The organism is Segatella copri (assembly GCF_009494835.1).
Taxonomy (GTDB): Bacteria; Bacteroidota; Bacteroidia; order Bacteroidales; family Bacteroidaceae; genus Prevotella; species Prevotella copri_F.
Map to the genome: position 1 here is coordinate 26841 of NZ_VZBE01000088.1, position 15555 is coordinate 42395.

Here is a 15555-nt window from a genome sequence, read left to right on the forward strand (position 1 = left end):
TAAATATGAATAATCTTTTTACCATTTTATTTCTGTTTTTTGAAGTCCATTAACCACACCCACGTAAGTAGGAAGGCGATTGAAATGATTCCACAGTCCTACACCCGTAGTGCCCTGATTGATAGTAGAGAAAGATACCCCATAGAGCTTGTCGCCCAACACATCCTGTGCCTTGTTCAGGATATAGGCATAGAGTTCAGCCATTCCCTTGTAATCCTCGAATGTAGCCTTGCTCTGATCGGCTACTGTTCCGTTGGCATCAGCCAGGTATACGTTCATATCAGAAAGACGTACCTCCAAGCCTGAAGCTTTCAACGTAGCAAGAAGATTGTCGATATTCGCCTTAGTTTCTGCCAAAGAACTGCTGTTGTATGGCACGTCAAGCTTCGCATCGATGCCTTCAATCTTAGCACCTGCCTCATTCCACTGCCTGATGTAGTTGATGGCAGCCTCGGTCTTCTCGGCATCCGTCAGCAGATTTTCTTCACTGTAGAACAGTTTGGCATCAGCCTTCTTTGAATGGATTTCCTTGCATACATCAGCCACCCAGTTCTCATCCAGATAGTCGTTAGGATAGAATTCATCAGTAGCTACCATATTCTCTGAAGACTTCAAGGAATAGAAGAGATCTTCTATCAGGTTGGAAGCCACATTCCATGCCTGCACCTTGTCTCCATAGTTCTGCATAACGGAATCAACGTAAGCAAACATAGCCTTCTTTACATCAGCAGCCTTCTCTTCTACAGGACGAGGTTTATAACCACCCGGCTTCTGATATGGAGCGTAAATATCAATATTGTCAACATACACCTGCTGAGGCGCAGCTGCCTGACCAATTACCAGAGAAATATTGGAAGATTTCATATCATCTGCATCAAAGGCCTCAGTAAAGTCAATCTTTGACAAATCCACCACGAATGTTTCCCAAGTCTTAGCCTTGGTAGGAACACCGAAGTTTCTCAGTTCCTTGGCTTTGTCACCCACCTTTACTCTGATAACCACATTCTTCTTGACATTTGATGAATAATAATCAAAGGAGATGGTCTTGATTGTTGACAGCGAAGCACCCTCAGGCAGATTCACTGGGAACGCGATGTACTTGGCTGCCTTCTTGATGCATAGCGACTTTCCGTTCTTTCCTGTTGGATCCTTTGCCACTTTGGAATCCTTGTCTGTTCCGAAGACATCACCGATGGCACTGCTTTCGAAATCATACTTCTGATGGAGATCCACATTCTCACCATCTACCCAAGTATCCTTGGTAGCCTCTTTCATCACATTCATGTTCCATGCGTTAGGTGCAAAAAGGGAAGCTGTAGGAACGAGTCCTGCGGCAATAGCAGCACCAACTTCATCTTTTGAAGCATCGGCACTGACCGTACCATCATCAGCAACCACAGCAGCATGGGAGAAGCCATCTACGACATTCACTTCATTGAAGTTGGCCAAAACGGTACTAAAGCTAGTATTGGCAGCTTTCAAATCTGCAATGGTCAAGTTAGCTCCCAGCTTCATGCCCGTATAGTTCTTCAGAACTTCATAACCTCTGGTAAGGTCATCCATCGCCACGCTCTCAGGCTTTTCGCCAGCAGCATAGCTTGTATCGAAGTCCTCCACACAACCAGTGAGCAGCATGGAAGCTGCTGCACTGGCCAAGAGGATATTATGTATTTTTTTCATAATTCTGATATCAAATTAAAAATGTTCTTAATGCTCAGGAGTGAAAGTCTGGAAACCAATGCCACGATTGCGGACCACCATGGTATCTGTGGTTTCAACCGTACCCAAGGCATCGCTCTTGATATTGTAGTTCAAATAGAGAGTGTTGCGCTTAAACTCGCCCAAGAGCTGGTCGTTCTTGACAAACTTACCACTACCCGAAACCTGAACGCCCTCACTGCCGGAAGAGATGGTGCAGTCATCACCGTTGAAGGTCATCAGCACGTTCACCTGATGGTCTATACCACTTGCGTCCTTCACATCCACAGTCATCTGTGCCTTGTACAAGCCTTTGGTCACCACCTTGATTACCTCAGCCTTCTCTATATATGGATAAGCACGGTGAGATTCGTTGCCGTTTCTCACATCCTTACCCTTGCGAAGATAAGTGGCAGTCCAAGGATTGACGAACTTCACAAGGCAGAATGTAGTATTCTTCGACTCCAGCACCTTGTCAACGCCCTGAGCACCTGTCAGCTTCACAGGAATCACATAGCCCTGCTCATAGCTCTTGTCATCGTTGAAGAACGCATCAGTAAGTTTCACTCTTACGCCTCCCATCTGCTGTCCCTTGGCAATGACAAACTGGTTAGGGTTCTCTATCTCATAGTAAGTGGATGGCATCATCTGGATGGCAGCGCCATTGATTTTATAGCCATCACAAAGACTGGCATCAGATATATAATCCACGGTAACGTCATTGTTGTTGCCATAACCACCGGCACAGTAGGCCTTGATGTTGATGATGTGGTTGTTATCGTCGGTAAGGTCAGCTTCCTGATCCTCACCCAGCTCCACGGTGCGCACATAACCAGCATTGGCAAAATAGACAGCAGTTTCTCCGTCATATCCAAATTCCTTGTTACCGCTCTCGCAGGAAGCGGTCATCAACAAAGTCATGGCAGCAATGCCTATTGTATTTAATAACTTAAAACTTTTCATTTTCATTATCATTTTTAACTGGTTTATTTCCATCCCTTGTTCTGATGGAGATTAGAGTACTTCAATGCTTCTGAATATGGAATATAACCATAGTTCATATAGCTATCGAAATGGCGCTCTTCTACATTTGGCAAGATGGTAAACGTATCGTTGTTCCAATCGATGCCCTGTACAGAAGTAAGCTTGTCCAACTGGTTCCAGCGGCGCAAATCCCAGAAGCGGAATCCCTCGAAGCAAAGCTCCAGGCGGCGCTCGTTGCGAATCAGCTCACGCATCTTAGCCTGGTCGCCGGCACACTCGTTGAGATAAGTATCATCTGTCAAGCCTGCACGGTGGCGGATTGCCTTGATCACATCGTATGCTGAGTAAGCATGTGTGCCAGAGTTCTTAGGTCCCCAAGCCTCATTGGCAGCCTCAGCATAATCGAGGAAGAACTCAGTAAAACGTGCCTTGCAGCTATACTTGGTTACCTTGGATGTGTTGCTAGGATTGCAGTTGGCAGTCATGCGCAACATCTTCTTCATATAGTAACCGGTGCGGGTAGAAGCATCACGGCGGCCGATACCATCATCGCCCGAAGAACTACCCGTCTTGATTACCTTGTTTTCAACTCCCGCTGTGGCTCCATTATAGATAATGTATTTAGCCAGACGAGGGTCACGGTTATTGTATGGATTATTCTCATCATATTCACTGCGTGCATCGGTGATAGGATAACCCTTGGCATCAGGGAAGGCATCTACCAGATTCTGGGTAGGATTGGTTTTGCCGCTTCCGAAGAGCGATGGAGGGAAATTGTTCTTCTCGTCATCAATCTCATCATCTTTCTTGTCAGTGCGCCAGATGATTTCCGGAGGATTGGAACCATTCTTCAAGTTTTTTATCTCATCATCGTTGTCGTAGTAGGTAAGACCTGTTTTAGACAAACCTGCAGGACCGCCTACATAGTCAACCACCTCGGCAGCAGCATCAGCAGCCTGTGCCCAGGTTACATTGTTCTGGGCAGGATCCTGGAAGGCAGGGCTTGCAGCAAGCAGCAGGGTACGAGCCTTGATGGCACGCAGAATCAGTCCGTTGATCAGCTGGCGTGCATTCTCGCCCATCACCTTATTATATATACCCATCTTGCCATCCTTGACAGATGTCACCTCAGGCACATTCAGGATATCATCATACTTGGCTGGCACCTTGTCGTCGCTTGTCACCGGCTCATAATCCATAGGCAGCAGCTTGTCAGCCTTCTCGATGTTCGCCAGAATGAAATCCACATGTTCCTGGAATGTCTTGCGAGGCTGATTGAAATCAGCATCCGTACCTACATATCCGTCAAAGAGCTGTGTGCCGAGCAACTTTCCTTCATTGTCAAATCCGGCATGGGCACGAAGCAGATAATAGGCATGGGTAGCCAGAAGTCCGTAGGCCTCACCTGTAAGGCGTCGTTGCATCAGCTTGTTCTCATTGGCATTCTTCAGGAACCCGATGTTCGAAATGTTTGAGTTCAGGAAGATATGCAAATACTGCATGGAAGACAAGTCGTTGTTCCAGCGGCCCGTAGGGTCCCAACTCTGAACGGTCCATGAGCCTGTGGCATACTTAGACCAGTTGGCTCCCTTCTCATTCGTCACGGCATCATCCGTCGCTACATCCGTACCTGTGCCCACCTCGTAGTTTGGCAAGTTACGGTAAGCGGTGAGCACGAAGCCCCTGGCCATGTTAGGATCATTCTCCATCTCGTTGATGTCCATCATGTTTTCTGCAGCAGGAGTAAAGACATCATCACATGCTGTCAACAATGCTGCAGAAGCCAATATCATGAATATATTTCTTAGTTTCATCATTATTACGTTGTCTTATTGTTCTATATCTAAGAAGTTATTTTTTCTCAACAGTCTTTAGAACTTCATCTTCAAACCGATGTTGTAGAAGCGACAATATGGAGCTCCATAACTGGTATCCATATACTTGTGGTGCTTGCTGATGGTGAGAAGGCTCTCGCCCAATACGTAAACACTCATACCCTTCACTACCTTGTTCTCAAACCACTCTTTTGGCATATCGTAGGTCAGCTGCACCTTGTTGAGGTTGAAGCAGTCTGTGCTGTAAAGCCAGAAGTTTGAGTTGCGGAAGTTGTTGGTATTGTCCTTGGCTGTCAAACGTGGATAGGTAGCGGTTGCGGCTGTCTCAGGTGTCCAGCGTCCACGAACCACAGAGGTATATTTCTTCTGGTTGTAAATCCAGTCGTTGCTCTTGAATGCCTTGGCACCCATCTGACCTGTACCGGCGATGAAGAGGGTAAACTGCTTCCAGTTCAAGGTGATGTTTACACCATAGAAGAAAGGAGTTGCACTCCATCCATACTTACCCATCACCTGCTGGTCGTTGCTGTCAATCTTGCCGTCGCCGTTGATATCCTTGTACTTCAGGTCACCAGCCTTGATTTCACCGAAGGTATGGTTTGGCACGAAATTAGGATCGTCCTTGTCGAGGTTTGCCTTCATGTGGTCCACATCTTCCTGAGTGAAGAAGCCTTCGCAGACATAACCGCGAATCACGTCGAGAGCCTGACCCTGTGCGTTCATATAGCTATATTCGTTTTTCTCCTCACGCTTGTTAACCTTTGAGTCGAACACCATACCTGTGAGTCCGAGCTGTGCCTTCACCTTGCCGATGTTCTTCTTGAAGTTTACGGCGAAATCGAAGCCCTGTCGCAAATCCTCGTTATAGTTCAGGGATGTGATGAAAGAACCGTCACTCTGCATCCATGAAGGATAGATGGTAGCAGTTCCCGAAGTAAGCAAGCCCGAAGTAAGCTGATGGAAATAGTTCATGTCGAAGCTTACGGTTCCGTTGAGGAGTGAACCCTCCAAACCTACTCTCCATTCCTTACGCTTCACGAAATCGAGACCGTAGTTGCTACCACGCTTAGATGTTGTGCCCCAAGTTCCGTTACCACCTTCGTTCCAGGTGTACCAAGAACCCTTTACATCATAGTATCCCTGGTAGAGATAATAATCAGAAATGTCGATATCCTGGTTGAGCACAGAATAAGAAGCATTCAGCTTCAAATCGTCGAAGCAAGGAAGTGCATTCTTGAACCATTTTTCCTGACCGATTCTCCAACCCAGTGTTCCTGAAGGAGAAAGAGCGTTGCGATGACCCTCTGCCAGCTTGGATGAGTGAACCAGTGCGCCGCCAAACTCTGCGTAGTACTTCTGAGCATAATTGTAAGCTGCTCGAAGGGCAAGGTTGGCATTGGTAGTACGGTGGTAAGAAGAACCCTTTACACCAGATGAGCTCTCATGATTCTCGTCCACGGAATTCGACTTGGAGTAACCCCAGCCAGCCAAAGTAGCATTTACGTTGTGCATACCACCAAAGGTGTTCTTATAGTCAAACTGAGCACGGAAGGTGGTGTTCTGGTAATATTTGGCTGCACCGATATACTCGCTCGTACTGCTTGATTCCTTACCATATTTCTTCAGGTCGATAATCATGTCCTGTCCGTTCACATTTGCCCAGGTAGGCTCGTAAACGGCATAGTCAAGCTTGTAAGCCTCAGAGTAGTTGTTCCAGTAGTCGATGCTGAAAGCTGTCTCGAAGCTCAATCCCTTGACCCACTGATCGAAGTTGGCCTTCACACCCACATCAAAGTTGAAGGTACGGGAGTGATTCTTCACGTAGCCGGCAGCAAGCGCATCACCAAAGAAAGTAGACTGGTTATCGTTGTTTCCACCCAGCAGATACTGACCATCGAGCACGTGGAATTTTGAGCCAGCTATCATCTGCTGCAAGGCTGAATTGTTAGCATCCATCATGGAGATTGGCAGCAGACCGGAATACCAGTTTGGACGAACGCTGGTAGCTGTTGACCAGTAGTCCTCAGGACGTCCACGATAGTTGTCCGAGATGTTGATGCCTACATTTACATAAGCCCCCAGCCAGTCGGTGATGGTAGCATCAATGTTAGAACGCACGCGGAAGGAATTGTCCTTGTCCTTCTTGTGCTCGCCAAACTTCACCAGGCTGTTGTTGTAGGTCATGCCCAGGTTGGCATAGTATCTGGCAAATTTGCTACCGCCCTTCACTTCCATCGTAGCATCCGTACGGTTGTTGAACTTGCGCAGGTAGTCACTGCTGTAGAAGTCCATATCCGGATAGCGGTAAGGATTCGTACCTATAGCCGTATTGTAGATCTGCTCCTTAGAGTATTTCAGCGGCTGTGTAGGGTCATCATTGGTCATCGCCTCGTTATAGAGCGACATATACTCAGCCGCACCCAGATATTCAGGATAAGCCTTAGGTGTATAGATGCCCGTATTGACGGTGGCGGCGATGCTCAATGGCTGCACCTTACCACGCTTGGTAGTAATGAGGATTACGCCCTTGGCAGCCTTGGCACCATAGAGTACTACGGCAGAAGCGCCCTTGAGCACGGTAACCTTCTCCACCTCGGTGGCATTGACGGTGCTGGCCTCACGGGGAGCTCCATCTACGAGAACAAGTGCACCTTGTCCCCAAACATTTCCGTTATAACCACTGATGAGCGACTGAAGATCATTGAGTGCATTGGCGCTGTAGTCCTTTTTCAACAGCTCTTCGACATTCACCTCGCTGACACCGCCCATCAGGTCGGCCTTGGAAACCTGACCGAAAGCCACGTTTACCTTGGTAGTGTCAGTCATTTCCTGGGCGCTTGCCACACCACTGGCGACTAGCATGGAAGCTAGCGCCAATGACATTCTCTTATTAAATATATTATGTTTCATAATAAATTCTCGAATTGTTTAATTATTCCCAACCAGGGTTCTGAGAGAACTCAGGATACATCTTTACATCCTTTCTCAGGAATGGGAACCAGTAATGCTTTGAAGTAAACTTACGGGTAATCAATGGCTTCTCCTTCAGGTTGAGCACGTGATTTTTCTTTGGATCGTCGTAGCGGTCAACATCCTTCTGGTCGGCTGCACGGTCGAAGTAAACAGCCATCTTCTGGGTGTAAGGAGCCTTGTCTAACAGGAGCCAGCGGCGAAGGTCGGTGAAACGGTGGCCCTCGAACGCCAACTCTACGGCACGCTCACGGCGAAGCTCGCTCATGAAGCCATCCAGATTGGTAAGATACTCATCAGCAATATTATCCACATGCGCACGGTTGCGGACGATGTTCACGGCATCCACGGCACTCAGATTGAATGCCTGGCTTGATGCCTTGTAGCCATAACTCTGAGCCACCGACTCGGCATACATCAGATAAACATCTGCCAGACGAATCATACTCAAGAGTACGCGCATATACTTAGAACGTTCACCACCATCATCAAATCGATTACGGTATGGATCACAGAACTTCTTCAGGCAATATCCCGTAAAGCAGTCCTTGGAAGGTGTTGCCGTACGATACTTTCCTCCCGTATAAAGAGAAGCATACTGCACATCTGCATCCTGTCCTGCACTCTTCACACACTTCACACCATCGTAGATGAAGAGATCGTAGAAGCGAGGGTCACGGTTCTTGAACGGATATTCCGGATCATAGCCGCTGTCGGGATCCTTCTTCGTGATGTCCTTGATAGGCTTTCCGTTTGCCATACCGAAGTAATCCACATAGTTGGCAGTAGGATAAACCTTGATACCACCTGCAATAAGGCTGGTAGGACGATAGTCTGTCACCTGATTCCAAATCCAGTTGGTATTACTTGAATTCTCATAGAAGATAGCCTCTTTCTCACCTGGAATCTTTTCACCCTGATCATAGGTATAGAAGATGTTCATGTAATTTTCATAAGAAGACAGCTGGTAAAGTCCTGTTTCCTTATTGATCTTCAAAGCCTCGCCGAATGCCTCAGCAGCCATCTTGCAATACTCCTTATTATATCCGTTAACATTCTTGAAATCAGGATTCTCCTTGCTCACTTCATTCATCAGCGGTGAACCTGCCCACAGATAATTCTTACCCAGGAAGCAGAGAGCAGCGATCTTGTTAGGACGGAACTTGTTCTTGCCCACTGTCTGCTTACCCACGGTAGTCTTATCCCAATCTACAGGCAACAACTCAACAGCCTTCTTGAAGTCTTCGGCAGCCTTGTCGGCACATGCCTGATAGGTGAGGCGCGGATAGTTGAACACGGCATCAGAAGGAATCAGGAAGTCGATATATGGAATACCGCCCCAATACTGCATAATCTGGAAATGGAAGAATGCACGGAAGAAATAGAGCTGACCTGCAATCAGGTTCTTCTCTTCCTGGGTAGCATCTACCAGGTTGCCCAGATTTTCCAAGCCCAGGTTGGTGGCATAGATTCCCTGCCAGCACATACCCCAGAGGCGACCCTTGGAATCGCGGTTCACATCATTACCGCTGTTCAGGTCGATGCCCGAATGGAATGGAGAATACTGCACCTCGTCCCATGCCCAATAGTTTCCCTGGTCAATGGCATTAGTGAGCATACGGACCTCTGATGGCTGCCAATATTCATCCTCACCATAGTTCCAGCAACCATGATACCAGGATGTTGAGGCAAGACCAGGGATGTCATTGTAGCACTGCTCCAAGAAACCCTGAAAGTTGGTATAATTCTTATATGGCTCCGTTGGGGCAATATCACTGCCCGGTGCTTTGTCCAAATAATCTGTACAGGATACAGATGTGAAAGCTACACCGGCAGCTAACAACAATGTATATATCTTTTTAAACTTTTTCATATCTACGATTTATTTAAAATGTAAGGTCGAAACCTAAGTTAAATCTGCGTACTGTTGGGTAAGCACCTTCAGAAGCATTGCCGCTAAAGTTGTTCTCGCGGTCATCTGGCATGTTGGTCCAGAGGAGCAGGTTGTCACCATTCAGATATACACGGAGTGAATTCAAGTGCATTCGTTTCACCCAAGCACCCCTGAAGGTATAAGCTATCTCGGCATTCTTCAGGCGCAGGAAAGCTCCGTCATAGTAGTAACGGGTACCGGCATTTCCTTCGTCTGCCACTGTGGTCCAACGTGGCAAAGACAACTCTCCTCCCGGATTGGATGGCGTGAAGTAAGAACCTTCCTTGAAGGCAACGTGGGTTTCACGCTCAAAGGTTGGGAAGTTCACCTCGCGGGTAACATTGGTTACACCATAGAACTGTACCGTTACGCTCAAGCCCTTCCACTCTGCTCCCAATGTAGTACTGAAGGTATTCTCAGGAATAGAGGTGTACTGATAAGGAGCCTTGTCATCTTTTGTTATCTGACCGTCACCATTGAAGTCTGAAATAATGGCATCACCCGTATATTTCTCTGAATCATGGCTACCCCAGGTTGGTACGGCATAGAGATCATCCCAGTTGCGGATAAAACCATGATCTATATAACTAAGGTTCCGATTAATGGAATAACCCGCCTTCTTCTGATAACTTGCCTGAAACTTTGCATCATCGGCAAACTTAATCTCGTTGGTAGCATGGGTCATATTGAAGTTTGCCCATGTACGCAGATTCTTGTTCCATGCTTTATTCACCTTCAGGCTCAACTCGTAACCCTTGGCATCCACCGAACCTAAATTGGCGACCGTATAGTTCATACCATAGTAAGAAGGGATGGAACGTTCGGTTAAGAGCACATCGGTACGCTTGTCGCTAAATACATCCAGCGAACCGGTAATCAGTCCGCCCAGGAATCCGAAGTCGAAACCCAGGTTGCGCTTCTCTGATGTCTCCCAACGCACGTTAGGGTTTCCGATGCGGGTAAGGCGATATATAGTATAAGGTGAATCATAAGTATTATCACCACCCAGCAAGGTCTTACCACCATAGGAATACTGGTCGGTATAGAGATAAGAGCCTCCAGTAGAATCATCACCGATGCGACCCCAGGAAGCACGTACCTTAAACATATCTACATATTTCTTGATGTTCTTCATGAATGGCTCCTCGGTGATAGTCCAACCGAGAGAGGCTGATGGGAAGAACTTGAAGCGATAGTCGGGACCAAACTTCTCAGAACCGTTGTAACAGCCGTTCAACTCGAGCATGTAGCGCATCGCATAGTTGTAGGTGGCACGGAATACCCAGTCTTCACGATAATGTTTGAAAGAAGAACCGTTGGCATATTCGTTGCGGTTGAATACACCCATAGCACCCACTTCATGATTGCCGAACTTGCGGTTCCAGTCGAGCTGAGCCAGATAATAGAGACGGCGATAAGTAGCATCCGTATTTACCTTACCGCCATTGATGGTCCATGCCACAGACTCATGGTAATCCACGCTCTGGTCATAGGAAACTGAGCCATCATCAGGGTTAATCCACTTCAGCTGCGGATCCATATACTGGTCGCTGATACCACGCTTCTCCTCTACCATTGTATTGTCAAGAGAAACCTTGGCAACAAACTTCAGACCCTTGGTCAGGAAATCGAGTTTCTGGGTAAGAATAAAGTCGGTGGTAATCTGTGTATTGGTACGATTCTCCACACCGCTTCGGGCAAGACTCATCACAGAGTTAGGACAGTCTGCCTTACGTGGGGCATAGTAACCATAGGTTCCATCAGAATAGATTGGACGCATAGCATCAGGAGCTGCATGATAGACAGAAGCCCAATAGGCACTGGAATCACTCGCCTTGTCCCAAGGGAAATGGCGGACACCGTTACTACCGAAAAGGTTGGTAGAGAACAGAGTAGTCTTGGTCAGATTGAAGTCCAGGTTGGCACGCATGTTAATACGGTTATAGCCGAAACCGGATTTGTATCCACGACCGCTGGTGAAGTCCTTGAACAGGTCACCTTCGTGAGCGAAGTCTATCGCTGCGAAATACTTCACGAGTTTGGTACCTCCCGAAACATCCACGCTGGCATTGTAAGACATGGCTGTGTTGTTGAACAGTTCCTTCTGCCAATCCACGTTAGGATAGCGGTCCCATTCCTCAGCATTAGCAGGGTTACGATACTTGTCAATAATAGCCATTGGCTTGTAAGAACCCCATGATTTTTCGTCGCTGATGTTCAGCTCGCGCTCTACCACTCTGTTCAGGAGTCGGAAAGTATCGTAAGCATCATATTTCTCAGGCAACTTGGAAACCACCTTCATGGTAGCATTCGCCTTCACGTGTACGGCAGCCTTGCCTTCCTTACCACGTTTGGTAGTAATAAGGATAACACCATTACCACCCTTCACACCATAAACGGCAGTAGCAGAAGCATCCTTCAATACGGAGATGCTCTCTACTGAAGAAAGGTCAACGGTGTTCATGGCACGCTCCACACCATCCACGAGAACGAGAGGGTCGTTGGAACCGTTGATAGAAGTCTGCGTACGGATCACGATCTTAGGATCTTCCTCACCTGGCATACCCGTAGAAGAGAAAGTAACGACACCTGGAAGATTACCTGTCAGTGCCTGACCCAAAGAAGAAACTCCGGCATGACGATTCAAGGTTTTCGCATCTGTCTGTGCAATAGAGCCGACAACAGAGGCTTTCTTCTGCTGACCATAACCAACCACTACTACCTCGCCCAATGTATTGTCATCAGTCAAGGTAATTTTAAACTGTCTTTTCTTACCTACTTTAATCGTTTTAGATTCCATACCGATATAGGTAATGACAAGGGATGAATTTTCAGAAGGTACTGCAATCTGAAAGTTACCATCCATGTCGGAGATGACACCCGAAGTGGCATCACCCTTCACTTTCACAGTAGCACCAATCAGTGGCTCTCCTGTGCCGTCAACAATACTACCCTTCACGGTAATCTTCTGGGCTTGTGCGTTCAAGCTGCAGAAGGCTCCCACGAGGCATAGAGCTGCTGTCCGTTTAAATGTAAACACTTGTTCAATCATGTTGTATCATTTTAATTAAGTTTGTTTCTAGGTGTTATTACTTCTTGGTTAAAGAACACGGCTGCAAAGGTAGAAAACTGTCATGAGAACGTGTTTTCTTGATGTTCCAATTGTTTCATCTCTTGTTACAGCACACCGTAACTAACACATTTTCTGTATTTTATGATAAACTAAAAAAAAGAAACATGTTATAGCACAAAAAATGGCGCATATCACTATGCACCATTCTCGTGAACAATTTAACCTGTATCACAACAGTCTTGCAGTTCATCAATATGAACTGTTTTCTTTTTATAAAAGCATAAATCTAAAAATAAATATCTTATTTATTGTATATACTGCAAAATTACTACAAAACTCAAAAATACTGTTTGGCAGATGTTCCAAAATATTTGCATGATAACACATAATAAAGAAAAAGACAAAAAAATAAAAAGATGACCTCACGTTTTGCGAGGCCATCTTTCACATTTAACAATCTATCTCATATATTTTATCTCAAAACCACCTTCTTGCCATTATGGATATAGATACCCTTGGTTGGGTGTTCTACCCGCTGACCCTGAAGCGTGTACCAGCCGGAGTTCTCTTTGGTCTCCTGACCGCTGATATGCTCAGCACTCTCAACCTGCCCGATGCCCGTAGTGCCATCGTTCCAACCACCATCGATGCTTCTTGAATGGGAAGCACTGGTCATGGAAATCTTCAGATGACCTACCACTACCTCAAGCCATGAACCACTGCCACCCCAGCTGTTTGCCACAGGAGTGAAGCGGAAATGATAGTAACCCGTGTGGGAAGCAGTGAATCGTACCTGACCACTATTGCTGCCATAAGTATTTGCACCGGTGTTCTTGTTCACATTCTTGGTACACTGGATAATCTGAGAACCCAGTACGTTGTTGCTCTCGTCGAGAACCTCACACTTCAGATAAGGAGACCCCGACCACGCCACGGCATTATAAGAGAATACATAGCTGCCCTGCTTCAACGAGAAGCCATAGCCCCAAGTAGAACCAAACTCAGCGTAGCCTGCCTTGCTGGCATCGCTCTGACGGATGTAAAGACCCGTAGAAAAATCACCACCGGCAAACTTGAAGATGCGTGGACCAATGCCAGCTGCACCAGCCGCTTTCTGCTCTCCGGCATCAACAATCTTCCATCCGGCAGGAACCTGTCCCACGGCATTCAGTGCCAGCGGATTTCCCTTGAAGTAAAGAGCCACATTGCCTACCAGAGCCTCAACCCAGGCACCACCTGTGCCCTTGGCATCAGCCACAGGGGTGAAACGTACACGATAGTTGCCCTTAATCATGGAATAGAACGAGAGAGAAACCCTGGTGGTACCCGAGAGATAAGCCCCCATATTGCCATTGGCATTGCCATTTGCCTTGACGATGGTAGAAGCAAGCACGGCATTCTGAGGGTCGTACACCTCCACCTTCATATATGGAGCACCCTTCCATGCTGCCACATTGCAGCTCAGCTCATACTCGCCATATACCAGAGGCAGGGTATAACCATTGGTATTACCATATTCTATATAGCCAGCCTTATCGGCAGAAACAGTTCTCACATAGAAAGCATTCTTGAAATCACCAGAGAAATTCATGATGCGTGGACCGCTCGATTTATTGCCGGCATAAACCTGACTGCCATTATCTGCCACCGTCCAGCCCGAAGGAACGAATCCGCTGCCATTGCCCCACGACTTGATGATGTTCTCGCCCTGGGTATTGGCAGAAGTAGAAGGCTGAGTATTCGGGTTAGAAGAAGACGTACCAGCAGACTTATGAGCATAGTCTTTCTTGGAATACTCGTAATACCAGTAGAAGCAGGTCTGACCGCAAGCCTCCGGATTAGCCTCCAATCCAGCCTTGATTTGACCAGTTTTCAGGAAGTTGTCGATATCAAGATAATCATCAGTACTGGTCAGCGTCATGCTGATGTTTCCGAAATGATCCATCACCTTCTTCCAGGCATTACCCCATTTGCTGGTAGTGGCAGTTCCCCATGAACCCAGGTTGCTGGCCACCCACTGTCCAAACTCATTATACTTACCTGCGCCAGGTTTTTCCGGACTCCAGTCTATCTCAGAAACAAGAATCGGTTTATTCTTTACCACAGGCACCTGCTTCTGGAAATTATAGATGAAAGCGTTGGAATCATAGTTGGTATCACTTGCCCCATACCATCCCGGATACACATGCACGGCATAGCCGAAGTTGCTGTCGGAAACAGGATAAGAGGCATAATTCTCATACTGGCTCTGGTAGCCCGTGCCAGGAATCCAGATAATACCCTTGAAGCCATTCTTACGAATCACATCAACCACTGGTTGGAAATAATCTCGCATGGCTGTGGCAGAACTCTGACCATACCTATTATATATATGAACAGGCTCGTTGGCAAGTTCCAGGGATACGATGCCTGAATTATTCTTCACCCAACTGTTGCTGGAAACAATGTTCCACACCGTTTTAAGATAATTCTGATAAGCATCTCCTACCTTCAAATCCTTAGGACATACGCCTGGAGGACGAATCACCACATACAAGCCATGATTGATGGCCTTCTGCGCAATAGGCAGATAAAGGGCATCAAGATACTTCTGCAAACGGGTAGCACTGAAACGCGATATATTAGCCTCTCCAGTATCAGAACCCATTGACTTCTTGTTGGGATCATTGGTCCAGCCTGGTTCGAGATGAAGACGGAAGATATTACAATAGGTACCTTTGGCAGGATTCTGGAGTGCTCCAAAAATCTTGTCATAATAGCTTATGCATGCCGAGATGTTATTGTCGGTACAGCTATAACCCCAACGATATTTGTTGAAGTAAGGACTCGGTGTATCCATCACACCATGCAAAACCACTTTGTTGCCATAGGCATCATTCAACTGATTGCCATTCACATGAAGCGGCGAAACCACTCCAAACTGGGCGAACAGACATGACGGTAGCAACGCAGCCGCCAATATCGCCAAAAATCTCTTTTTCATTTGTTTTTAGGTTGAAATATAAATGTTTAAAATTGTTATGATGCCGACAGTTTCACCGGCTTTTCTGATTTACACAGTT

7 protein-coding genes are annotated in these 15555 nt (G+C 46.7%); all 7 read right to left on the reverse strand.

The genetic code is table 11. From position 1 onward, the window contains the following. Nucleotides 1-18 precede the first annotated feature (18 nt). On the reverse strand, nt 19-1680 hold the full coding sequence (locus F7D47_RS13800) for an endo-1,4-beta-xylanase (RefSeq protein WP_153086500.1): 1662 nt from the start codon (nt 1678-1680) through the stop codon (nt 19-21). A gap of 27 nt (nt 1681-1707) precedes the next feature. Further along, entirely contained in the window at nt 1708-2661 is a 954-nt protein-coding gene (locus F7D47_RS13805) for a DUF5627 domain-containing protein (RefSeq protein WP_194252597.1), read from the reverse strand. A 23-nt stretch (nt 2662-2684) separates the two neighbouring features. Continuing rightward, nucleotides 2685-4499 (reverse strand): RagB/SusD family nutrient uptake outer membrane protein, encoded by a 1815-nt coding sequence (locus tag F7D47_RS13810; RefSeq protein WP_367379477.1) that lies wholly within the window; start codon nt 4497-4499, stop codon nt 2685-2687. 54 nt (nt 4500-4553) lie between these two features. Beyond that, nucleotides 4554-7400 carry a SusC/RagA family TonB-linked outer membrane protein gene (locus F7D47_RS13815; RefSeq protein ID WP_228113371.1) on the reverse strand — a complete coding sequence of 949 codons (2847 nt, stop codon included), beginning with the start codon at nt 7398-7400 and terminating at the stop codon, nt 4554-4556. 49 nt (nt 7401-7449) lie between these two features. After that, a complete protein-coding gene (locus F7D47_RS13820) occupies nt 7450-9360 on the reverse strand; it encodes a RagB/SusD family nutrient uptake outer membrane protein (RefSeq protein WP_153086503.1) in 1911 nt (636 codons plus the stop codon). 13 nt (nt 9361-9373) lie between these two features. After that, nucleotides 9374-12472: a SusC/RagA family TonB-linked outer membrane protein gene (locus F7D47_RS13825; protein ID WP_153086504.1), complete on the reverse strand. Its 3099-nt coding sequence runs from the start codon at nt 12470-12472 to the stop codon at nt 9374-9376. 493 nt (nt 12473-12965) lie between these two features. Further along, entirely contained in the window at nt 12966-15476 is a 2511-nt protein-coding gene (locus F7D47_RS13830; RefSeq protein ID WP_153086505.1) for a cellulase family glycosylhydrolase, read from the reverse strand. Nucleotides 15477-15555: the final 79 nt, after the last annotated feature.

Excerpts from the sequence above, each read along its gene's own strand:
- F7D47_RS13800 (WP_153086500.1), bottom strand. The coding sequence starts at position 1,680 with ATGAAAAAAATACATAATATCCTCTTGGCCAGTGCAGCAGCTTCCATG.
- F7D47_RS13805 (WP_194252597.1), bottom strand. The coding sequence starts at position 2,661 with ATGAAAAGTTTTAAGTTATTAAATACAATAGGCATTGCTGCCATGACT.
- F7D47_RS13810 (WP_367379477.1), bottom strand. The coding sequence starts at position 4,499 with ATGATGAAACTAAGAAATATATTCATGATATTGGCTTCTGCAGCATTG.
- F7D47_RS13815 (WP_228113371.1), bottom strand. The coding sequence starts at position 7,400 with ATGTCATTGGCGCTAGCTTCCATGCTAGTCGCCAGTGGTGTGGCAAGC.
- F7D47_RS13820 (WP_153086503.1), bottom strand. The coding sequence starts at position 9,360 with ATGAAAAAGTTTAAAAAGATATATACATTGTTGTTAGCTGCCGGTGTA.
- F7D47_RS13825 (WP_153086504.1), bottom strand. The coding sequence starts at position 12,472 with ATGATTGAACAAGTGTTTACATTTAAACGGACAGCAGCTCTATGCCTC.
- F7D47_RS13830 (WP_153086505.1), bottom strand. The coding sequence starts at position 15,476 with ATGAAAAAGAGATTTTTGGCGATATTGGCGGCTGCGTTGCTACCGTCA.